16 protein-coding genes are annotated in these 21659 nt (G+C 56.6%); 7 read left to right on the forward strand and 9 right to left on the reverse strand.

Annotation, left to right across the window (positions count from 1 at the left end; translation table 11 throughout):
• Positions 1-8: 8 nt before the first annotated feature.
• Positions 9-1517, reverse strand: a complete 1509-nt coding sequence (gene glpD, locus Electrica_RS01550; protein ID WP_131049149.1) for a glycerol-3-phosphate dehydrogenase — start codon at positions 1515-1517, stop codon at positions 9-11.
• A 215-nt stretch (positions 1518-1732) separates the two neighbouring features.
• On the opposite strand from glpD, the gene glpE reads away from it, so the two are divergent.
• From glpE to Electrica_RS01565, 3 genes are all read left to right on the forward strand, one after another.
• Positions 1733-2062 carry a thiosulfate sulfurtransferase GlpE gene (gene glpE / locus Electrica_RS01555; RefSeq protein WP_032690433.1) on the forward strand — a complete coding sequence of 110 codons (330 nt, stop codon included), beginning with the start codon at positions 1733-1735 and terminating at the stop codon, positions 2060-2062.
• 121 nt (positions 2063-2183) lie between these two features.
• Complete coding sequence (gene glpG / locus Electrica_RS01560) at positions 2184-3014, forward strand: rhomboid family intramembrane serine protease GlpG (protein WP_141963196.1); 831 nt, start codon at positions 2184-2186, stop codon at positions 3012-3014.
• Positions 3015-3082: 68 nt separating this feature from the next.
• Positions 3083-3841 (forward strand): DeoR/GlpR family transcriptional regulator, encoded by a 759-nt coding sequence (locus tag Electrica_RS01565; RefSeq protein WP_100684453.1) that lies wholly within the window; start codon positions 3083-3085, stop codon positions 3839-3841.
• A 6-nt stretch (positions 3842-3847) separates the two neighbouring features.
• On the opposite strand, the gene malT is transcribed toward Electrica_RS01565, so the two are convergent.
• A complete protein-coding gene (gene malT, locus Electrica_RS01570) occupies positions 3848-6553 on the reverse strand; it encodes an HTH-type transcriptional regulator MalT (protein ID WP_141963198.1) in 2706 nt (901 codons plus the stop codon).
• 621 nt (positions 6554-7174) lie between these two features.
• Between malT and malP the strand changes: the two genes are divergently transcribed.
• Complete coding sequence (gene malP, locus Electrica_RS01575; protein WP_141963200.1) at positions 7175-9565, forward strand: maltodextrin phosphorylase; 2391 nt, start codon at positions 7175-7177, stop codon at positions 9563-9565.
• Positions 9566-9575: 10 nt separating this feature from the next.
• Positions 9576-11663: a 4-alpha-glucanotransferase gene (gene malQ / locus Electrica_RS01580; protein WP_141963202.1), complete on the forward strand. Its 2088-nt coding sequence runs from the start codon at positions 9576-9578 to the stop codon at positions 11661-11663.
• 101 nt (positions 11664-11764) lie between these two features.
• On the opposite strand, the gene gntT is transcribed toward malQ, so the two are convergent.
• The 3 genes from gntT to gntX form a co-directional block, all read right to left on the reverse strand.
• The gene (gene gntT / locus Electrica_RS01585; protein ID WP_100684449.1) at positions 11765-13081 is read right to left on the reverse strand and encodes a gluconate transporter; all 1317 of its coding nucleotides are present in this window, start codon (positions 13079-13081) and stop codon (positions 11765-11767) included.
• Between the two features lie 348 nt (positions 13082-13429).
• Positions 13430-14005, reverse strand: a complete 576-nt coding sequence (gene nfuA, locus Electrica_RS01590; protein WP_032690439.1) for a Fe-S biogenesis protein NfuA — start codon at positions 14003-14005, stop codon at positions 13430-13432.
• A gap of 58 nt (positions 14006-14063) precedes the next feature.
• Positions 14064-14738: a DNA utilization protein GntX gene (gene gntX / locus Electrica_RS01595; RefSeq protein ID WP_131049144.1), complete on the reverse strand. Its 675-nt coding sequence runs from the start codon at positions 14736-14738 to the stop codon at positions 14064-14066.
• A gap of 37 nt (positions 14739-14775) precedes the next feature.
• On the opposite strand from gntX, the gene bioH reads away from it, so the two are divergent.
• Together bioH and Electrica_RS01605 are read left to right on the forward strand one after the other, a co-directional pair.
• A complete protein-coding gene (gene bioH, locus Electrica_RS01600) occupies positions 14776-15558 on the forward strand; it encodes a pimeloyl-ACP methyl ester esterase BioH (protein ID WP_141963204.1) in 783 nt (260 codons plus the stop codon).
• A 109-nt stretch (positions 15559-15667) separates the two neighbouring features.
• Positions 15668-15937, forward strand: a complete 270-nt coding sequence (locus Electrica_RS01605) for a YdgH/BhsA/McbA-like domain containing protein (protein WP_100684446.1) — start codon at positions 15668-15670, stop codon at positions 15935-15937.
• 62 nt (positions 15938-15999) lie between these two features.
• On the opposite strand, the gene feoC is transcribed toward Electrica_RS01605, so the two are convergent.
• From feoC to Electrica_RS01625, 4 genes are all read right to left on the reverse strand, one after another.
• Positions 16000-16236 carry a [Fe-S]-dependent transcriptional repressor FeoC gene (gene feoC, locus Electrica_RS01610; protein ID WP_141963206.1) on the reverse strand — a complete coding sequence of 79 codons (237 nt, stop codon included), beginning with the start codon at positions 16234-16236 and terminating at the stop codon, positions 16000-16002.
• A gap of 9 nt (positions 16237-16245) precedes the next feature.
• Positions 16246-18564 carry a Fe(2+) transporter permease subunit FeoB gene (gene feoB / locus Electrica_RS01615; RefSeq protein WP_100684444.1) on the reverse strand — a complete coding sequence of 773 codons (2319 nt, stop codon included), beginning with the start codon at positions 18562-18564 and terminating at the stop codon, positions 16246-16248.
• Between the two features lie 29 nt (positions 18565-18593).
• Complete coding sequence (gene feoA / locus Electrica_RS01620) at positions 18594-18821, reverse strand: ferrous iron transporter A (protein WP_004868486.1); 228 nt, start codon at positions 18819-18821, stop codon at positions 18594-18596.
• Positions 18822-19227: 406 nt separating this feature from the next.
• Complete coding sequence (locus Electrica_RS01625; protein WP_141963208.1) at positions 19228-21558, reverse strand: Tex family protein; 2331 nt, start codon at positions 21556-21558, stop codon at positions 19228-19230.
• Positions 21559-21659: the final 101 nt, after the last annotated feature.

Below are 21659 nucleotides of genomic sequence, written 5' to 3' on the forward strand. Positions count from 1 at the left end.
ATGTCAATTTACGACGCCAGCGAAAGCTCAGACTTTCCCGTGTGCTGCGCCAGCCATGCGCCGATTCGCGCCTGCTGCTGGTCATTCAGCCACATTCCCTGTTTCGTCCGCCGCCAGATGGCATCCTCAAGAGTGCGTACCCACTCATGCTCCACCAGGTATTTCAGCTCGGCTTCATAGAACTCATGGCCAAAATCTTCGCCCAGATCCGCTATCGAGGCCGCCTCTGCAAGGATCAGCTCGCTGTTGCTGCCGTAGGTGCGGGCATAGTGACGCGCCATCGATTCGCTGATAAATGAGAACCGGCGGCGCAGTTTGGCCGCGTAATCGTCGCGGTCGCCGTCGATATCGCCGCCGGGCAGCACGGCCGTTTTGGTCCAGGCCGGACCGATGCCTTTGTAGTAGGGCGTCAGTTTTTCCAGCGCGTGCTCGGCCAGTTTGCGATAGGTCGTCAGCTTGCCGCCAAAGACCGACAGCAGCGGCGCCTGGCCCTGTTGGTCATGAATATCCAGGGTGTAATCGCGGGTAATCGCCTGCGGCGAATCCGATTCGTCATCGCACAGCGGACGGACGCCGGAGTAGGTCCAGACGATATCGTCGCGGGACAGCGTCTTTTTGAAGTGCGCGTTATAGGCGTTCAGCAGATAGTTAATCTCCTGGTCATCGATCGCCACTTTCTGCGGATCGCCTTTGTACTCAACGTCGGTGGTACCGATTATCGAGAACTCATCCATCCACGGGATCACGAACACAATACGTTTGTCTTCGTTTTGCAGAATGTAGGCCTGTTTCTGGGTGTGCACGCGCGGTACCACGATGTGGCTGCCTTTAATCAGGCGGATGCCGTACGGCGAGCGCAGATGCATCCCTTCGTCAAAGAAGTGTTTGACCCACGGGCCGGTCGCATTGACCAGGCCACGGGCCTGCCAGCTGAATTTCTCGCCGGTATCAATATCTTCCGCCTCGACAATCCACAGGCCGTTTTCGCGTTTCGCCGAAATTGCCCGGGTACGGGTCCGGACCTCGCCACCTTTGCGGACCACCATCTGCGCATTAGCCAGTACCAGACGCGCATCGTCTACCCAGCAGTCGGAATATTCGAAACCGCGCACGATTTCAGGTTTTAATACCGATTCTGCGCCAAATCGCAAACTGGTCGAACCGGGTAAGCTGGTGCGTTTCCCCAGGTGATCGTACATAAACAGACCGATGCGGATCATCCAGGCCGGACGCAGGTGCGGGCGGTGCGGCAGGCGAAAGCGCATGGGAAAAGCGAGATGCGGCGCCATTTTTAACAGCACCTCGCGTTCGGCCAGCGCTTCGCTGACCAGGCGGAATTCATAGTGTTCAAGGTAGCGCAGCCCGCCGTGAATCAGCTTCGAACTGGCGCTGGAAGTGGCGCAAGCGAGATCGCGCGCTTCCAGCATCAGTACGGATAAACCACGCCCGGCGGCGTCTGCCGCGATACCGGCACCGTTGATGCCGCCCCCTATCACAATCAGATCTTTGGTTTCCACGTTCGCTACCTCTGGCACTTTCGTTTAAGCTCAAAAATGTTCGTTATCGCTCAATATAGCAAACAAACGCGCCATTGGTAACATCAAAAAAACATTTCGGAGTGATGCGTGTAACATATTGGCGTTTATTTCCCGTCTGACGGTAAACTAGACAGTAGAATCATGGCCGGTTACCTGCCAGCAATATCATTCCGCTATATATAGAGAAAGAGCACATGGACCACTTTGAATGTATCAATGTTGAAGAAGCGCACCAGAAACTGCATCAGGCCATGGCGGTGCTGGTGGATATCCGCGATCCGCAGAGTTTTGCGATGGGGCATACGCCGGGTGCATTTCATCTGACTAACGATACGCTGGGCGCGTTCATGCGCGATAACGACGTTGATACCGCGGTGATGGTGATGTGCTACCACGGCAATAGCAGTAAAGGCGCCGCACAGTATCTGCTACAGCAGGGCTATGACAAGGTTTACAGCGTGGATGGCGGATTCGATGCGTGGCATCGTCATTTCCCGGCGGAAGTGGAACATGGCGCGCTTTAAGCATTAGTACGCCATACCGTCTTTGTGCAGATGGTATGGCTGCTTCAGGGATGCCCAGGGCGCGCCACTCCTGCAACTCGTATATACTAGCCCCCTTTGTGTGGAATAAGCGATCCGCCGTATGTTAATGATTACCTCTTTTGCTAACCCGCGTGTGGCCCAGGCGTTTGTCGACTATATGGCGACGCAGGGCATTATCCTGACCATTCAGCAGCATGATCAGAGCGATGTCTGGCTGGCCGATGAGAGTCAGGCCGGACGGGTGCAGGATGAACTGGCTCGCTTCCTGGAAAACCCCGCCGATCCGCGCTATCTGGCGGCCAGCTGGCAATCCGGGCAGACCAACAGCGGTTTGCACTACCAGCGTTTCCCTTTCTTTGCCACCCTGCGTCACAACGCCGGGCCGTTTACGTGGGTCATTTTGGGTGTCTGCATCCTGGTCTTTGCGCTGCAAAATATCATCGGCGATCGGCCGGTCATGCTGCTGCTGGCCTGGCCTTATGATCCGTCGCTGAAATTTGAAGTCTGGCGCTATTTTAGCCATGCTTTCATGCACTTCTCGCTGATGCATATCCTGTTTAACCTGCTATGGTGGTGGTACCTTGGCGGAGCGGTGGAGAAACGTATCGGCAGCGGTAAGCTGGTGGTCATTACCGTCATTAGCGCCTTGTTAAGCGGGTTTATCCAGCACCAGTTTAGTGGCCCGTGGTTTGGGGGATTATCCGGCGTCGTCTATGCGCTGATGGGCTATGTCTGGCTGCGCGGAGAGCGGGATCCGCAAAGCGGCATCTATTTGCAGCGCGGCCTGATTCTCTTCTCTTTAGTGTGGTTAATTGCTGGATGGTTTGATGTTTTTGGCATGTCGATTGCGAACGGCGCGCATGTGGCGGGTCTCCTGACCGGACTGGCGATGGCGTTTGTCGATACGCAACATGTGCGAAAGCGAACATAGGGCCGCCTTACCCGGCTCTCTGCAACGACAGCGCCTTTATGCGAGTCTTATAATTCCAGGGATATTTCATGAAACAAACACAACGTCATGACGCCATTATCGAGCTGGTAAAAAAACAGGGATATGTCAGCACGGAAGAGCTGGTTGAGCAGTTTGCCGTCAGCCCCCAGACCATTCGTCGTGACCTGAACGACCTTGCCGAACAGAAGATGATCCTACGTCACCACGGTGGAGCCGCGCTGCCTTCCAGTTCGGTAAATACCTCCTGGCACGACAGGAAGGCCACCCAGAGGCAGGAAAAAGAGCGTATCGCCCGCAAGGTGGCCAGCCAGATCCCCGATGGCGCGACGTTGTTTATCGATATCGGCACCACGCCGGAAGCGGTTGCACATGCGCTGCTGGAACATAACGATCTGCGCATCGTCACCAACAACCTGAACGTGGCTACGACGCTGATGGTGAAAGAGGATTTCCGCATTATTCTGGCGGGCGGCGAGCTGCGCAGCCGGGATGGCGGCATTATCGGCGAAGCGACGCTGGATTTTATCTCCCAGTTTCGCCTTGATTTCGGCATTCTCGGTATCAGCGGCGTAGACAGCGACGGTTCGTTGCTGGAGTTTGATTACCATGAGGTGCGCACCAAGCGTGCGATTATTGAAAACTCTCGCCACGTGATGCTGGTGGTGGATCATTCGAAATTTGGGCGCAATGCGATGGTGAATATGGGCAGCATCAGCATGGTCGATGCGGTCTACACCGATGTGATGCCGCCGGCGGGCGTACTGAAGGTGATTAAGGACCACAATCTTCAGCTGGAACTGTGCTAAACGGCGTTAAACGCCGTATCCCATCATTTTAAGCAACCGCTGGGCGTGCTGTACTGCGTCCTGGCGGTGTGCGACTCCCAGCTTCTGATACAGATTACGAATGTGAGTTTTAATGGTCGTGGCCGCCACGTCCAGCTCACCGGCAATCTGTTCGTTGCTGTAGCCGGAATAGATTAGCCCCAGCACCTGCCATTCACGTTGGGTCAGCGGGCTGGTGCGAATCAGTTCCGGGACCTCCGGATGACTCAGTAACCGTTCAACAAAGCCCTCATCGAAGTGGGCAAACTTATGGCGATGGTGCTGGTTGATATCGCGCAGGATGCGCTGGGCGCGATGTTGTTCCAGCTCTGGTAGCGTATTGAGCTGAATAAGCTGGCGCAGCTGCTGCGCCATAGCTTCGCCTTCAATCACAAAGTGGTTGATGAAGCCGGTGCGGTTGGCGAGCGCGAGCGCCTCCAGCAGCACTTTCTGTGCTTCGCTTTTCCGTCCCGCCTGCCAGTAAAGCTGGTTGAGCAACAGCAGGTTGCGGTTAATATCGCTCATCAGGCGCAGCGAGCGGGCATTGTCGTTTAACTCTTCCAGCACCATTTCCGCCGAGTCAAAATCACCCAGCAGAATTTGCGCCCGGGCGATGTTGCGCCACTGGCTTTGCAGGAAGTGGTTATTAGCGAATTCCGGTTTCGGCGTCTGGCGCAGCCAGTTGGCGGCCGCGGCTTTATCTCCGACCATCTGCCAGTAGATAACCCGGACTTTATCGGCATTCGAGACCCAGTCGCTATGGTAGTGACCGTTGCCGAGCAGGTTTTCCAGGCGGTTGAGGTGGCTGCGGGCGTTATCCAGATCGCCACGCGCCAGCGAGCACTGCACCATCAGGGCCAGACACTGCAGCTGCTGCTGCGGCTGATAGCCAGACAGGACATTCATACCATTACGAGCGGACGCTTCCGCTTCGTCCAGACGCGCCCAGGCCCACAGCAGCTGTGAGCGAATACGTAGCAGGAATTCATGCATCGGCAGCTGTTCGAGATGCTGCTCGCGGATAAGCTGGAACGCTTTCTCCTGAACTTCCCAGGCGGCCTGCAGGAAGCCCTGGGCCAGGAGAATCTCGCTTTGCTGGATCATGCTCCACAGCGCGTAGTGCCAGATGTCATGGCGGCGGGCCATCTGCTCCGTCTGCTGCATGACCGCCAGCGATTTACTTAACTGACCCTTGCAATGCAGCACTTCGCCGTGGACCGATGTCGCAACAATTCGACTGTAGTAGCTGGCCAGCGGCAGCTCTTCTAACGCAACCATCGCCAGACGTTCGGCCTCATCCTGATCGCCGGCATTAATGGCCACCTGTGCCCGCAGGGCGTTGAAATCGCCATGCATCGCGGTATCCATTTTTACGTTCATTTCCTGTTCGGCGCGAGCCAGCAGGGTGTTGACTTCGCTGTAACGGTGCTGGCTCTGCATCAGCCAGGCCTGTAACAAAATCAGCTTTGGGTTTTCCAGCAGGTTTGACCAGGGCAGCGCCGCCAGCGATTGCTCAAGCAGCCCCAGTTCGCTGTGGTTAAACATGCCCCAGGCGTGGTTCAGCAGAATATCACGCAGCATGTTGGCATCGCCGGCCGCCAGCGCGTGGTGAATGGCTTCGCTCGGGAAACCCAGCGCCATCCAGCCTTCGGCGGCGGAGCGGTGAATCTCCGGGAGTTCGATCGCCAGCTCCCACTGGCAGCGCTGACGCAGGAAATTGCCAAACAGAGGGTGATAGCGGAACCATTCGCCGGAGTCGTCCATTCGCTGCATGAACAGCCCCTGACGTTCAATCTCTTCCAGCTGCATTTGCCCGTTTTCTTCCCCGGTCACGCGAACGATGAGCGCATCGTTCATGGAACGCAGCAGCGAGCTTTTCAGCAAAACATTACGCGTACGCGCGTCGACATTATCCAGAACCTCATCCACCAGATAATCAGAGAGATGGCTGGCATTAATACCGGCAAGACGACGGGTGGAGTGGTGGGCGGAGGTGTTATTCTGGCGGGCTGAAAGGGCAATAAGCTGCAGCGCTGTGGCCCAGCCGGCGACATCGTCGCACAGCCTGCTGCTGTCTTCAGCTTCGATCGGCGAGGCCAGGCGACAGTCGAAAAAGAGTTTTGCTTCCTGATGGGTAAACGCCAGCTGCCGGCTGCCAATTTCCAGCAGTTGTTCGCGCACGCGCAGGTTGGCAATGCCGAGCTGCGGCAGGTTACGCGAGAGCACCACCAGGGTCATATTCTCCGGCTGATGACGGAGGAAGAAGCGCATCGCATCGTGAATCACCGGATTGTTGATCAGATGATAGTCATCAATCACCAGATACAGCGGGCGCTGCCAGTCGGCAAGCTCGATAAACAGCTGCGCAAAAAGCGAGGGCAGGCTGGCATACTGGCGTTTTTGCACCATGGTTTCGCTGGCCACGCAGTGGCCGCCGGTAGCCTGCTGAATGGCGGCGAGCAGATAGCTGGCAAAACGCTCCTGTTGGTTGTCGCCTTCATCCAGCGAAAACCAGCCGAGTTCATTTTTCCCCGCCGCCCACTGAGAGATGAGCGTTGTCTTGCCGTACCCAGCGGGGCTGGTGACCAACACGAGACGGTAATTGTTCGCGCCGGAAAGTTTAGCCAGCAATCGCTCGCGAACCACGGTGTGTTCAAGGCGTACTGGGCGACTTAATTTAGACGGAATCAACATAGTTAATCATTTCGCTGTGCAGGAGAGGATTTGCGATTTTTTTTGCGCTTCGTAATTAATGACTATTAAGGTCGACGATAATGAAAATTATTGCAAGTTATGTCCGGGTTTTATGCTCTTGAATTTGCACCAGGTCACAAATTCCCAATTAAAACCCTGCGGTTGTGAAACCGGTACCAGCGCGCGTGGTTACTGGGTTTTCCCCGGTTCAGGTACGGGTAAAATAGCACTCGCGCCATTTTTTTGTAGTTGTATGTTTTTATTCGGTTAATTTCAGGCCAGTCTTATAAATAATCGTTTTAGCGTATTTGTGTCATGAGGAAGGATTATTTTTACACAACGCTTATTTTTATTTCGCGATAATCAGGTAACGGTGTTTTATGCAACGCGTTGTCTCGGCCTGTAACAAATTTTCTTCTGCTGGTGCAGAGCAACATAGTGTTCCTGTACGATGAATTTTTCAGCATATTTCTGGCGGAGAGCTACCGTTATAGTGGCCGAGATCACACTTTTCGCTCATCCCTGCTGCTCCTCCCTGCCTAATCCCCATCGGGATGAGGACGTTGCTTCAGGAGGTCGGCACACTAACGCCAACGTTTTAGTAAAGGACCCGGATTTCTTATGTCACAGACTTCTTTTAATAAAGATCAGTTTCAGGCTGCACTGACCCGTCAGTGGCAGCATTTTGGCTTACAGTCCGCTTCTGAGATGACCCAGCGTCAGTGGTGGCACGCCGTCAGCGGTGCGCTTGCCGAGCTGTTGGCTGCTCAACCGGTGGTGAAACCCGTCAAAGGGCAGCGTCACGTCAACTACATCTCAATGGAGTTTTTGATCGGTCGTCTGACCGGCAACAATCTGCTGAATCTGGGTTGGTATCAAGGGGTAAGCGATGAGCTGCAGGCGCATGACATTCACCTGACCGACCTGCTGGAAGAAGAGATCGATCCGGGTCTCGGCAACGGGGGGCTGGGCCGTCTGGCAGCATGCTTCCTCGACTCGATGGCGACCGTTGGCCAGTCGGCGACTGGCTATGGCCTGAATTATCAGTACGGTCTGTTCCGCCAGTCTTTCGACGATGGTCAGCAGGTCGAAGCGCCGGATGACTGGGGGCGTAGCCGCTACCCGTGGTTCCGTCATAACGAACAGCTGGATGTGCAGGTTGGGATCGGCGGTAAGGTCAGCAAAAGCGGCGCCTGGGAACCGGCGTTTGTGATTACCGGCCAGGCCTGGGATCTGCCGGTGCTGGGGTATCGCAATAACGTGGCGCAGCCGCTGCGTTTGTGGCAGGCGACCCATGCTCATCCGTTTAACCTGACCAAATTTAACGATGGCGATTTCCTGCGCGCAGAGCAGCAGGGCATCGACGCGGACAAGCTGACCAAGGTGCTTTACCCGAACGATAACCATCAGGCAGGGAAAAAGCTGCGCTTAATGCAGCAATACTTCCAGTGCGCCTGTTCGGTTGCCGATATTCTGCGTCGCCACCATCTGGCGGGGCGCAAGCTGGCAGAGCTGGCGGATTATGAAGTTATCCAGCTTAACGACACCCATCCGACCATCGCGATTCCTGAACTGCTGCGCGTGCTGATCGATGAGCACCAGCTGAGCTGGGATGACGCCTGGGCTATGACCAGCAAAACCTTCGCCTATACCAACCACACGCTGATGCCTGAGGCGCTGGAGTGCTGGGACGAGAAGCTGGTTAAAGCGTTGCTGCCGCGTCATATGCAGATCATCAAAGAAATTAACGCCAGGTTTAAGAAGCTGGTCGAGAAAACCTGGCCTGGCGATAATCCGGTGTGGGCGAAGCTGGCGGTAGTGCATGACAAGCAGGTACGGATGGCGAACCTGTGTGTGGTCAGCGGCTTTGCGGTCAACGGCGTCGCCGCGCTGCACTCCGATCTGGTGGTGAAAGATCTGTTCCCGGAATATCACCAGCTGTGGCCGAATAAATTCCACAACGTGACCAATGGCATTACGCCGCGCCGCTGGATTAAACAGTGCAACCCGGAACTGGCCGCGCTGCTGGATAAAACGCTGAAGAAAGAGTGGGTTAACGACCTCGATCAGCTGATCCATCTGGAGAAATATGCTGACGATGCGGCGTTCCGCCAGACCTGGCGTGAAATTAAGCTGGCTAACAAAGTTCGCCTGGCGGAGTTTGTTAAGGCGCGTACCGGCATCGAGATCAACCCACAGGCGATTTTCGATATTCAGATTAAGCGTCTGCACGAGTACAAACGTCAGCATCTTAATCTGCTGAACATTCTGGCGCAGTACAAAGAAATCCGCGAAAACCCGCAGGCGGACCGCGTACCGCGCGTGTTCCTGTTTGGGGCGAAAGCCGCACCGGGCTACTATCTGGCGAAAAATATTATTTTTGCTATCAATAAGGTGGCGCAAGCGGTGAATAACGATCCGCTGGTGGGCGACAAGTTGAAAGTGGTCTTCCTGCCGGATTACTGCGTCTCTGCGGCAGAAATGCTGATTCCAGCGGCGGATGTCTCGGAACAGATCTCCACGGCGGGGAAAGAAGCCTCCGGTACCGGCAACATGAAGCTGGCGCTGAACGGCGCGCTGACCGTCGGGACCCTGGACGGTGCGAACGTTGAAATCGCCGAACAGGTCGGCGAAGAGAATATCTTTATCTTCGGTAATACCGTTGAAGAAGTTAAGGCGCTGAAAGCGAAAGGTTATGACCCGCTGAAATGGCGTAAAAAGGATAAACTGCTGGATGCGCTCCTGAAAGAGCTGGAAAGCGGCAAGTATAGCGACGGCGACAAGCATGCTTTCGACCAGATGCTGCACAGCCTGCTGAAAGGCGGCGATCCTTACCTGGTGCTGGCGGACTTCGCCGCGTATGTTGCCGCGCAGAAGCGGGTGGATGCGTTGTACCGTGACCAGGACGCCTGGACCCGCGCGGCGATTCTGAATAGCGCGCGCTGCGGCATGTTCAGCTCCGACCGCTCAATTCGCGACTATCAACAACGTATCTGGCAGGCAAAACGCTAAGGACAGGCCTATGGAGACTAAACGCCTTGATAACGCCGCGCTGGCGGCGGGAATAAGTCCTGACTACATCAATGCGCACGGTAAGCCGCAGTCGATTGCTGCGACGACTAAACAACGTCTGCTGAATGCGATGCATCGTACAACAACCGCCGCGAAAGCGGCGGTTGTTCCGCTGCCGCCGGTGCAGGTTTTCACTCACGGTAAGAAAATGTCGCTGCCGGTCGCCGGTCGCGGGGAATTTCAGTGGATCCTCACGACCGAAGAGGGCAAACAGTATCAAGGCAACGTGCGTGGCGGGGAGAGCCTCCCGCTGCCAGCCAGACTGCCTGAAGGCTATCATTCGCTGACCCTGACTCAGGATGGCGAACGCTGGCATTGTCGGGCGATCGTGACGCCGGTGCGTTGCTATGAACCACAGGCCCTGAAAGAGGGGCAAAAACTGTGGGGCGCCTGCGTACAGCTTTATACGCTGGGCTCGGAGAAAAACTGGGGCATCGGCGATTTTGGCGATTTGCGCGCGATGCTGCCGGAAATTTCCCGGCGCGGCGGCGCGTTTATTGGTCTGAACCCGATTCATGCGCTCTACCCGGCAAACCCGGAGAGCGCCAGCCCCTACAGCCCATCCTCACGCCGCTGGCTGAACGTTATCTATATTGACGTCAACGCGGTCGATGATTTCCGTCAGAGTAAAGAGGCGCAGGCCTGGTGGCAATCGCCGCAGACGCAGCGGGCATTACAGGCCGCGCGTCAAACCGAGGATGTGGATTATACCGCCGTGACCACGCTGAAAATGACCGCGCTGCGCATGGCCTGGAAACGATTTTCCGCCCGTCACGATGAGACGATGGCGGAGTTCCGTCAGTTCGTGCTTCGTGAAGGCGAAAGCCTGTACTGGCAGGCGGCGTATGATGCCCTGCACGCCTGGCAGATACAGCAAGATCCGCTCCGCTGGGGCTGGCCTGCCTGGCCAAAAGCGTATCAGGATATCAGCAGCCCGGAAGTGACAGCGTTTTGCACTGAGCAGGCCGATGAGGTGAGTTTCTACCTCTGGCTGCAGTGGCTGGCGTATTGCCAGTTCGCCGAATGCTGGCACACCAGCCAGCACGACGCGATGCCGATTGGCCTGTACCGCGATCTGGCGGTGGGCGTGGCGGAAGGCGGTGCGGAAACCTGGTGCGACCGCGAGCTGTATTGTCTGCAAGCCTCCGTTGGGGCACCGCCGGACATTCTTGGCCCGCTGGGGCAAAACTGGGGCCTGCCGCCGATGGATCCGCATATCATCGTCGCCCGTGCCTATGAGCCATTTATCGAACTGCTGCGCGCCAACATGCAAAACTGCGGTGCGTTGCGCATCGATCACGTGATGTCGGTTCTGCGTCTGTGGTGGATTCCGTATGGTGAAACCGCCGATCACGGCGCCTATGTGCAGTATCCGGTCGATGATCTGCTGTCGATTATGGCGCTGGAGAGTCAGCGTCATCGCTGTATGGTGATTGGCGAAGATCTGGGTACCGTACCGGTGGAGATCGTCGGCAAACTGCGTAAGAGCGGCGTCTATTCCTACAAGGTGCTCTATTTCGAAAATGACCATGAGAAGACGTTTCGCGCGCCGCGGACGTATCCGCAACAATCAATGGCGGTGGCGACAACGCATGATCTGCCGACGCTGCGCGGCTATTGGGAAAGCGCAGACCTGACGCTGGGCAAATCGTTAGGTCTGTACCCTGATGAAGTGGTTTTACGTGGTCTGTATCAGGATCGTGAACGGGCGAAGCAGGGGCTGCTGGATGCGCTGCATCAATACGGCTGTCTGCCAAAACGCGCCGGGCATCATGCCTCGCTGATGGCGATGACGTCGACCCTCAATCGTGGGATGCAGCGCTACATTGCGGACAGCAACAGCGCATTGTTGGGGTTACAGCCGGAAGACTGGCTGGAAATGGCCACTCCGGTCAATATCCCGGGAACCAGCAGCGAGTATCCGAACTGGCGGCGTAAACTCTCCACCACTCTTGAGCAGATGTTTGCCGATGAGCGGGTGAATAAGCTGATTAAGGATCTGGATAAGCGGCGCAAAGCTGTCGCTAAGAAGAAGTAGTGCCGCCATTTCCCCGGCATCACCGGGGAAATGGTATCAAAGGGCTAACAAAAAGGCCGGGTCGCACATGCGGACCCGGCCTTTTTTATGCGGATACCTGCTTACACCACCATCCCCAGCAGCAGACAGCCAATCAGGCCGCACACTGAGATAATGGTTTCCAGCACCGACCACGACTTAATGGTTTCTCCGATGGTCAGGTTGAAGTATTCCTTAAACAGCCAGAAGCCCGGATCGTTAACGTGAGAGAAGATAACGCTGCCGGAGCCGACGGCAATAACCATCAGTTCCGGGCTGACGCCGGTGGTGGCAATCAGCGGGGCGGCAATCCCGCCGGCGGTGATGGCGGCAACGGTCGCAGAGCCGAGCGCAATACGCAGTACCGCCGCGATAGACCAGGCCATAAACAGCGGAGACATGTTGGATTCATGCATGATAGAGGCGATGTATTTATCCATGCCGCTATCGACCAGCACCTGCTTGAAGGCGCCGCCGCCGCCGATGATCAACAGCATCATGGCGATAATTTTGATAGACGAGGTCAGCGTGTCGTTGATCTGCTCCATCGAACGCCCACGGTTCAGGCCGAAGGTGAACAGCGCGATGAGGACCGCAATCAGGGTCGCCATGACCGGGTCGCCGAAGAACTCGGCAATCGGCAGGAAGGCGTGGCCTTTCGGCAGGATCATCTCGGCAACGGCACGCATCGCCATCAGGATAACCGGTACCAGTGAGGTCCAGACGCTGACGCCAAAGCCCGGCATCTCTTCTTCGGTGAAGGTTTTCGGGTTGTGCAGCCCTTCCGGAATCGGCTTATCGATGCCTTTCAGGAAGCGGGCGAAAACCGGACCGGCAAGGATAACCGTCGGGATAGCCAGAATCGTACCGTACAGCAGGGTTTTGCCCATATCGGCGTGGAAGATAGTGGCAATCGCCGTTGGGCCCGGGTGCGGAGGCAGGAAACCGTGAGTCACGGAGAGCGCGGCCGCCATCGGCACACCGACGTACAGCAGCGGGATGCGGGCAGATGCGGCAATGGTGAACACCAGCGGCAGCATCAGCACGAAGCCCACTTCGTAGAACAGCGCGAAGCCGACGGTAAAACCGGTCAGCACGACGGCCCACTGGATATGCTTCTTACCGAACTTAGCGATTAAGGTTGTGGCAATCCGCTGAGCGCCGCCGCAATCCGCCAGCAGCTTACCGAGCATAGCGCCAAAGCCCATGATCAGCGCGAGACTGCCGAGGGTTCCCCCCACGCCGTTTTTAATGGATACGATGACTTTATCCAGAGGCATACCTTGCATAAGCCCGACGGCGAGCGCCACCAGAACCAGAGCGATGAAGCCGTTCATTTTGAAACGGATCATCAGCAGCAATAACAGGGCAACCCCGATAGCAACGATGACTAATGGCATAATTTACCTGGCCTTTCATTTGTTATGGGTAACGTCAAATTTCAATCTTCTTTCGTTTGCTCCGCCTGGGCTGGCAAACGGTACGGCGCCATAAAATCGACTATCACTCCTGTAAGAAAGGATAGCTGGCTATTTTTATAGCAGCGGTGCCTGAAAGAGATGATACGGGTAACATGTGCGGGTTGAGAATCACCCGGCGAGGTAAAATTTTAAATATGAGACTTAAGTCATACTCTTTGCCGGGCTTTTGCCGGGCGGCTCAGGGGCAAATGTTGCGCGGTAACATTGGCAGGGACAGCCCGGCAGGGTAAATGCCGCCGGGCTTAACATCGGGAAGAGGGGGCGTACTTAGTAGTAGGAGTGCTCGCCGCGCTGGTGTTCGGTCAGATCGCGCACGCCTTTCAGCTCAGGGAATTCGTTCAGCAGCTGTTTCTCGATCCCTTCTTTCAGGGTTACATCGACCATTGAGCAGCCGTTACAACCGCCGCCGAACTGCAGGATAGCCAGACCGTCTTCGGTGATTTCCATCAACGTGACGCGTCCGCCATGGCCGGCCAGCTGCGGGTTAATCTGCGATTGCAGCAGGTATTCAACGCGTTCCATCAGCGGAGCGTCGTCGGAAACTTTGCGCATCTTGGCGTTCGGCGCTTTCAGCGTCAGCTGAGAGCCAAGCTGATCGGTGACGAAGTCAATTTCAGCGTCTTCCAGGTACGGCGCGCTGAGTTCGTCGACATACGCCGTCAGTTGCTCAAACTTCAGCGCCGTGTCGGTGTCTTCCACCGCATCCGGTGGGCAGTAGGATACGCCGCACTCAGCGTTAGGGGTGCCGGGATTAATCACAAATACGCGAATTTGTGTCCCTTCTTCCTGATTTACCAGCAATTTGGCAAAGTGCGCTTGTGCAGCATCGGAAATACGGATCATAGCGTTGGCCTAATAGTTGACTATTTTACTGGGTTATAATACGCCCATCAGCAGGGGTCTACAAGGTACGGCATATACACCATACCTGAACCGTCGCGGCGCCGTTTCGCAAAAGCAGGCGGGATATTTCAGCGACGGTGCTTCCGGTTGTGACGACATCATCCACAATGGCGATATGGAGGTCGCGTACCGATATTTCAAGCTGAAAGGCATTTTTCAGGTTCTGTTTGCGCAAGCGTGCGGAGAGGTGGTGCTGGGTCGCCGTGCGCCGGTTGCGGCGCACGGCATCATGGTGCCAGGCGCACTGCAGCCAGTGCGCCAACGGTCGGCATAGCAGGTCGCTTTGATTGAAGCCTCGTCGCCATTGACGGCGCTGCCACAGCGGGACGCTGACGAGACGGTCTGGTCGGGGACATTCTTCTCTCTGGCGAACGCGTAACAGCAGCAGACGCGCCAGCGCTGGCGCCAGTTCCGGACGACGGGAAAACTTAAGCTGATGGATCAAACCGCTCAGCGGCGGCCGGTAATCATTGACCGTCACCAGCCGGTGCCACGGCGGTGGATTCTGCAGGCAGCGACCGCAGGGAAGTTTGCCGGCCGCTGCCGGCAGGCCGCAGCGTGGGCAAAGCGCCGGGGGATGTGTCAGAGAGGCGGCGCAGCGGGAGCAGATGCCCCAGCTGGCGATCGCCACCGGCATTTGGCATAGCCAGCATAAGCTGTGTGCTGTTAGCATATTTCACCTCGTCATAGTGGAAAGAGAACAGTAACTGATGAACGACATCTGGTGGCAAACCGTCGGTGAAGGAAATTGTCATCTTGTGCTCCTGCACGGATGGGGGCTGAATGCCAGGGTTTGGGATTGCGTGACGCCGCAACTGGCCTCGCACTTTACGCTGCATCTGGTTGACCTGCCGGGCTATGGTCGCAGCAGCGGCTTTGGCGCCCTGTCGCTGGAGGAGATGGCGCAGCAGGTTCTGAGCCAAGCCCCGAAACAGGCTATCTGGCTGGGCTGGAGCCTCGGCGGGTTGGTGGCCAGTCAGATTGCCTTGCACCACCCCGAGCGCGTACAGGCGCTGGTCACCGTGGCCTCTTCGCCCTGTTTTGGCGCCGATGGCGACTGGCCTGGAATTAAAGCGGAGGTGCTGAGTGGGTTTCAGCAGCAGTTGAGCGAAGACTTCCAGCGTACCGTGGAGCGGTTTCTGGCGCTGCAAACGATGGGGACGGAAAGCGCTCGTCAGGATGCCCGGGCGTTGAAAAGTACCGTGCTGTCGTTGCCGATGCCGCCTTCAGAGGTGTTGAACGGCGGGCTGGAGATCCTGAAAACGGCCGATTTACGCCAGCCGCTGTCCGCATTCGCGCAGCCGTTCCTGCGGCTGTATGGCCGACTGGATGGCCTGGTGCCGCGCAAAATTGTCCCGGTTCTGGATGCATTATGGCCGCAGAGTGAATCGGTGGTCTTTGACAAGGCGGCCCATGCGCCGTTCATCTCGCACCCGCAGGCGTTCTGTGAGCCTCTGGTGGCGTTGAAAAATCGCCTGCGCAATTATTTTTAGCGGGCTGTGGCAAAAATCCCGACCATAGCAATACTTAGGTTGTCGCGGGGAGAATGCGTTTCTGTCGCCCCCGTGGCCAATAAAAACAACCTTATGGAGAGTTGAGGCTATGAAAATAATGACGGGTATTGTTGCATCTCTGGTGATTGGCTCCCTGTCTTTTGGTGCGTTTGCAGCGAAAGAGATTCAAAAAGATGAAGTGGCGTCAATGAAGCTGACGAAAATCGGCAGCATTACGACTTCAAGAACGACTTCACCGATGGATGCAAAGCGCGATCTGTCGAAGAAGGCGGATGAGCTGGGCGGCAAGTACTTTGTGGTGATTGCCGGTTCGAAAAACGAGAAAACCGTTCACGCTAACGCCGACGTCTACAAATAAGCCAAAGCGGGTCTCAGGACCCGCTTTGGTTTTACGACTTAAGGGGCTTAGCCCAGGGGTTATCAGCGCAGCGCCCACCACTCTCGCAAGCAGGCTTTCCCCTCAGGGCAATTTTTGCAGCTCCCGGACAAACAGCCGTCCGCGTCTTCCGTTATGCGCACGGCTTTCCCCATGGCTTCCAGACGACTCAACATGGCATCAACCAGCGGTTGCGGAGTATGCAGGCGAGCGCTGAGCTGCGTCGCCTCCATCCGCCCCTGCAGGGCCAGCATATCGCGTACTTCAATCAACGATGCCATGATAATTCCTTAGTGACAGTCGCCCGCCGGACTCTGGCAGCAGGATGACGGCGTTTTCCGCGTAGCCAGCAGGGAGACATCAACCCGGCTACGGGCCCGGCGTAACAGGCCAAAGACCACGATATTAAACAGCACCACCGACAGAATACACACCAGGCTGTAGCGCGGATGCTGGCTGAAACTCACGGTCTGGTAGTACAGCGTGGAGAGCGAGTAGGCGATGTTCAGTCCCCACAGGATGGAGAATGACATCCAGCCGCGGCTGGATTCGCGAGCGATGGCCCCCATCACCGAGATGCACGGAATATAGAGCAGAACGAAAATCAGGTAACTGTAGGCGGCCGCCGCGCTGCCGAATTTGCTGCCCATGACGCCCATCGCGCCGGTTCCCATTTCACCATCGCCTTTGCTGGCTTCGATAGGGTTAGCCAGGACACTCAGGCTGAAGGTGTTTTTCAGGCTCTGCCAGGTTTCGTCCAGCGCGGCCAGCAGTTCGTCGCCGAGGTGGAATTCCTGCGGATTAAACGCTTCATTCTGAATATCTTCGGCGGTGTAAAGCGTGTTCAGCGTCCCGACGACTACCTCTTTCGCCATGGCGCCGGTAAACAGCCCGACGGTGGCCTGCCAGTTATCTTCATGCACGCCAATCGGTTTAAAAACCGGCGTGATAATACGGCTGACGGAGGCCAGCGCCGAATCGTTAATGTTATCCACCAGCTTACCGTTGAGCGAGAAGCTGTTCAGGGCGCTAAGAAAAATACTGACGATGACGATAACTTTACCCGCGCGCAGCACAAAGCCTTTCAGCCGCTGCCAGGTCTGGATGACCAGGCTTTTGATATGCGGGACGTGGTAGACCGGCAGCTCCATCACGAACGGCGATGCTTCGCCGCGCATAATGGTGTGTTTGAGCATCAGGCCGGTCAGGATAGCCATCACGATCCCGAGCAGATACAGCGAGAAGACCGCCAGCGCGCCGTTTTGACCAAAGAACGCGGCGGCGAATACGGCGAAGATCGCCAGGCGCGCGCCGCAGGACATAAACGGCGCCATCATGATGGTCATCAGGCGTTCGCGCGGCGCATCCAGCGTGCGCGCGCCCATGACCGACGGTACGTTGCAGCCGAAGCCGACAATCAGCGGAACGAAGGATTTCCCCGGCAGCCCCAGCGCCTGCATCAAGCGGTCCATGACGAAGGCCGCTCGCGCCATATAGCCGGAATCCTCAAGGAAGGAGAGGAACAGATACATCATGCCGATTTGCGGTACCAGCGGCAGCACGGTGTTGATACCGCCGCCCAGCCCCTGGGCAAGGAAAACGGTTAGCCAGTCCGGGAAATGCAGGGTATAGCCCAGCCACTGAATACCGTGAATAAAGATAGCCACGGAACCGGCGTCAAAGATGGGCTGTAACGCGCCGCCGATGTTGATCGCCAGCAAAAACATCAGGTACATGACAAATAAGAAGATGGGCAGTCCCAGCACGCGGCTGAGGATGATTTTGTCCATCGCGGTGGTGAAACGGCTCGGCTCAGCGGTGAGCGTGTTGCTGACGGCATCGCAGATGGCGGCAATGCTCTGATAGCGGGCATCCGCGATATGCAGCGCCGGATCGTCAATGTCCGCGCGCAGATTCGCCAGGGCATCATCGAGCTTATGCGCAGCGTTCCCGGCATACTCGCGGCTGTAAATATCACCCTCCAGCATTTGCAGACCCAGCCAGCAGCGTTGACGCTGGGGGATCTCCGGCACCATCTCCTGAGCCAGCTTTTCGGCTTCGCGCAGCAGCGGCTGCGGGTAGTGCACCAGTTCAAGCGACGTATTTTGCTGGTGGCGATCGATGGCCATTTTTAAAGCTTCGATACCGCGTCCGCGAGTCGAGACCAGCGGAATCACCGGGCAACCCAGTCTGGCCGCCAGCGCGTCAACGTCGATGCGGATTTTTTGCTTCTCGGCAATATCCAGCATATTCAAGGCAACGATGCAGGGGATGCCCAGCTCCAGTAATTGCAGTGTCAGATAGAGGTTGCGTTCCAGATTTGAAGCGTCGACCACGTTAATCAGCATGTCGGCATCGCCGCTGAGGATATAGTGGCAGGCGATCTGCTCATCTAAAGAGGTCTGTGAAGAGATAGTCGTCAGCGAATAGGTGCCGGGCAGGTCCACCAGCGTGACCTGGTGGTCGGTGGTGGTAAAGGCCCCTTCTTTGCGCTCGACGGTGACCCCGGCCCAGTTGCCGACGCGCTGACGGGCACCGGTAAGCTGATTAAATAATGTTGTTTTACCGGAGTTCGGATTACCAATTAAACCAAGAGTTAACTTTTTCATATTTCAGACTCTGAGTACCGGATCAGGTGTTATTGTGCGACCGCTTCCAGTTCTATTAAATCGAGATCTTTTTTGCGTAATACCAGGCTTACGCGCCGGGTTTCGATATGTACGGGATCGCCGAGCGGCGCGACGCGGACCACATTAAAAGAGGATCCTGGCAGCATGCCAAGAGACAACAGTTTCTGACGATAAGCCGGACTAATATCGCGAGAGAAACCCGTGATTTTCCACGCACTATCAGGAGTGAATTGCATAGGGCCTACCTGTAATCGCTAACTGAACGAGAGTTTTCCGTGTGCGCTCATCGCACAGCACCGGAGAGCATAGCCAACGGAGAAAAACAGAAACTTACTGCAAATGATGATAATGATAATGGTTTTTATCATCAATACATAAATGGCTTAATAAGCACCATTTGCCGGAAATATGCTGCTTCTTTGATATGGCGCAAGGTCTGCGCTGTAGCGATAAATAAGGGGAATATTTATTTTGTCATCTAATGTTTAATTAAGGTTTCATTGGTTAATAAAATGAAACCTTGAGAATTAACTTATTTACCCGCCTTTATTCGCCGCCGCTAAGCGGTTTTGCAGTAACCCTCTATTGGGTCAGAGAAAGGGTCGGGAAAAATGGCCCCTGCAATGAGGGGCCGGGGAGGGATTAGCGTTTTTTACCCATGGCCGCTGCCAGTGCGTCCATCATGGCGCTGTTGCCACCTGACTGTACCTCGCGACCGCGCGGTTTCGCCGCTGTTGCCGCCGGACGAGCGCCCTGCGCACGATCGTTACCGCCGCCGCGTCGGGCGTTGCTCTCGCCCGGCTGCTCGTCCAGACGCATGGTCAGCGCGATACGTTTACGCGGCAGGTCGACCTCCATCACTTTAACCTGCACGATATCGCCAGCTTTGACGACGGTATGCGGATCGTCGACGAATTTATTTGACAGCGACGAAATATGCACCAGGCCATCCTGGTGCACGCCGATGTCGACAAAGGCGCCAAAGTTAGTGACGTTGGTGACCGCACCTTCAAGGATCATGCCCGGCAGCAGGTCGTTCATGGTTTCCACGCCATCGGCGAACTTCGCGGTTTTAAATTCCGGACGCGGGTCGCGGCCGGGTTTTTCCAGCTCTTTGATAATGTCGGTGACGGTTGGCACACCGAATTTTTCATCGGTGAAGTCGGCCGCTTTCAGATTGCGTAACTCGCTGCTGTTGCCCATCAGATCGCTTAACGCCTGCCGGGTGGCGGCCAGAATGCGCTCAACGATCGGGTAGGCTTCCGGGTGAACGGTGGAAGCATCCAGCGGGTTGTCGCCGTGGTTGATGCGCAGGAACCCGGCGCACTGCTCGAAGGCTTTGGGACCAAGGCGGCTGACTTTCAGCAGCTGCTGACGGTTCTGGAACTGGCCGTTCTCATCGCGCCAGGCGACGATATTCTGCGCCATCATCCGCGTCAGGCCCGCTACGCGGGTGAGCAGCGGCACGGAAGCGGTGTTCAGATCCACGCCGACGGCGTTAACACAGTCTTCGACCACCGCATCCAGCTTGCGCGCCAGCTGCGACTGGCTGACGTCGTGCTGGTACTGGCCCACGCCGATGGATTTCGGATCGATTTTCACCAGTTCGGCCAGCGGATCCTGCAGACGGCGGGCGATTGAAACGGCGCCGCGCAGAGAAACATCGAGGTCCGGGAACTCCAGGGCCGCCAGTTCGGAAGCCGAGTAGACGGAAGCCCCGGCTTCGCTGACGATGACTTTCTGCGCGGTGACTTTCGGGAACTGCTGCTGCACATCGAGGAAGAAGCGTTCGGTTTCGCGGGAGGCGGTGCCGTTGCCGATAGCGACCAGCTCAACGTTGTGCTTCTCACACAGCGCGGCGACGACAACCGCTGCCCTGGCGGTCTGCCCGGTGTGCGGATAGATGGTATCGGTGGCGACCAGTTTGCCGGTGCCATCTACCACGGCGACTTTTACGCCGGTACGCAGACCCGGGTCGAGGCCCATGGTGGCGCGCAGCCCGGCGGGGGCGGCCATCAGCAGATCGTGCAGGTTACGGGCAAACACGTTGATGGCTTCATCTTCCGCGCGTTCGCGCACGGTGCCCATTAGCTCGGTTTCCAGATGCATCAGCACCTTAATGCGCCATGTCCAGCTGACAACCCCTTTACGCCAGCTATCGGCTGTGGCGTTGTTCAGCCGTAAACCGAGATGGTCGATAATAATCTGTTCGCAATGGCTCTCTTTCGGCGGCTCGTCAAACTGCGGATCGGCATTCAGGGCCAGCTGCAGGATGCCTTCGTTACGACCGCGGAACATGGCGAGCGCGCGATGCGACGGGACGGTAGCGACAGGTTCATGGTGATCGAAGTAGTCGCGGAATTTTGCCCCTTCCTCTTCTTTCCCGCTCACCACCGTGGCCACCAGATGCGCATTCTTCCACAGGTAGTCGCGCACCTTCGCCAGCAGCGCAGCATCTTCAGCGAAACGCTCCATCAGGATATAACGCGCGCCATCCAGTGCGGCTTTGGTATCGGCGACGCCTTTATCGGCAGCGACAAACTTCGCGGCTTCTGTTTCCGGGTCGTGGGACGGTTCGTTCCACAGCAGGTCCGCCAGCGGCTCCAGCCCGGCTTCAATGGCGATTTGCCCACGGGTGCGGCGCTTCGGTTTATAGGGCAGGTACAGGTCTTCGAGTTCGGTTTTGCTCAGCGTAGTGCTAATCGCCTTTTCCAACGCCTCGGTCAGCTTACCCTGTTCGCCGATCGATTTGAGGATCGATTGACGGCGGTCTTCCAGTTCACGCAGATAGCCGAGCCGGGTTTCCAGATTACGCAACTGCGTGTCATCCAGACCGCCGGTGACCTCTTTACGATAGCGTGCGATAAACGGCACGGTGTTCCCTTCATCAAGCAGGCGAACGGCAGCTTCTACCTGTTCAGACCTGGCCTGAAGTTCACCCGCAATAATGCGGCAGAGCGAATCATTCATCATGTCTATTTCATCTTGTGGATCGAAAATCAGGGGATAGTTATACGGACTGACACGGCAAAATGCCAGTCGCTGCATCAGGCTCTCAGATTGTTCCGGGCGCG

This window comes from Klebsiella electrica, from assembly GCF_006711645.1.
In the GTDB taxonomy this organism is placed as follows: domain Bacteria; phylum Pseudomonadota; class Gammaproteobacteria; order Enterobacterales; family Enterobacteriaceae; genus Klebsiella; species Klebsiella electrica.

What these genes read in the sequence shown, in the direction of transcription:
- Electrica_RS01605 (WP_100684446.1), top strand. Translation starts at nt 15,668, where the DNA reads ATGAAAATAATGACGGGTATTGTTGCATCTCTGGTGATTGGCTCCCTG.
- malP (WP_141963200.1), top strand. Translation starts at nt 7,175, where the DNA reads ATGTCACAGACTTCTTTTAATAAAGATCAGTTTCAGGCTGCACTGACC.
- glpE (WP_032690433.1), top strand. Translation starts at nt 1,733, where the DNA reads ATGGACCACTTTGAATGTATCAATGTTGAAGAAGCGCACCAGAAACTG.
- gntX (WP_131049144.1), bottom strand. Translation starts at nt 14,738, where the DNA reads ATGCTAACAGCACACAGCTTATGCTGGCTATGCCAAATGCCGGTGGCG.
- feoC (WP_141963206.1), bottom strand. Translation starts at nt 16,236, where the DNA reads ATGGCATCGTTGATTGAAGTACGCGATATGCTGGCCCTGCAGGGGCGG.
- Electrica_RS01625 (WP_141963208.1), bottom strand. Translation starts at nt 21,558, where the DNA reads ATGATGAATGATTCGCTCTGCCGCATTATTGCGGGTGAACTTCAGGCC.
- malT (WP_141963198.1), bottom strand. Translation starts at nt 6,553, where the DNA reads ATGTTGATTCCGTCTAAATTAAGTCGCCCAGTACGCCTTGAACACACC.
- gntT (WP_100684449.1), bottom strand. Translation starts at nt 13,081, where the DNA reads ATGCCATTAGTCATCGTTGCTATCGGGGTTGCCCTGTTATTGCTGCTG.
- feoB (WP_100684444.1), bottom strand. Translation starts at nt 18,564, where the DNA reads ATGAAAAAGTTAACTCTTGGTTTAATTGGTAATCCGAACTCCGGTAAA.
- bioH (WP_141963204.1), top strand. Translation starts at nt 14,776, where the DNA reads ATGAACGACATCTGGTGGCAAACCGTCGGTGAAGGAAATTGTCATCTT.
- nfuA (WP_032690439.1), bottom strand. Translation starts at nt 14,005, where the DNA reads ATGATCCGTATTTCCGATGCTGCACAAGCGCACTTTGCCAAATTGCTG.
- feoA (WP_004868486.1), bottom strand. Translation starts at nt 18,821, where the DNA reads ATGCAATTCACTCCTGATAGTGCGTGGAAAATCACGGGTTTCTCTCGC.
- malQ (WP_141963202.1), top strand. Translation starts at nt 9,576, where the DNA reads ATGGAGACTAAACGCCTTGATAACGCCGCGCTGGCGGCGGGAATAAGT.
- Electrica_RS01565 (WP_100684453.1), top strand. Translation starts at nt 3,083, where the DNA reads ATGAAACAAACACAACGTCATGACGCCATTATCGAGCTGGTAAAAAAA.
- glpG (WP_141963196.1), top strand. Translation starts at nt 2,184, where the DNA reads ATGTTAATGATTACCTCTTTTGCTAACCCGCGTGTGGCCCAGGCGTTT.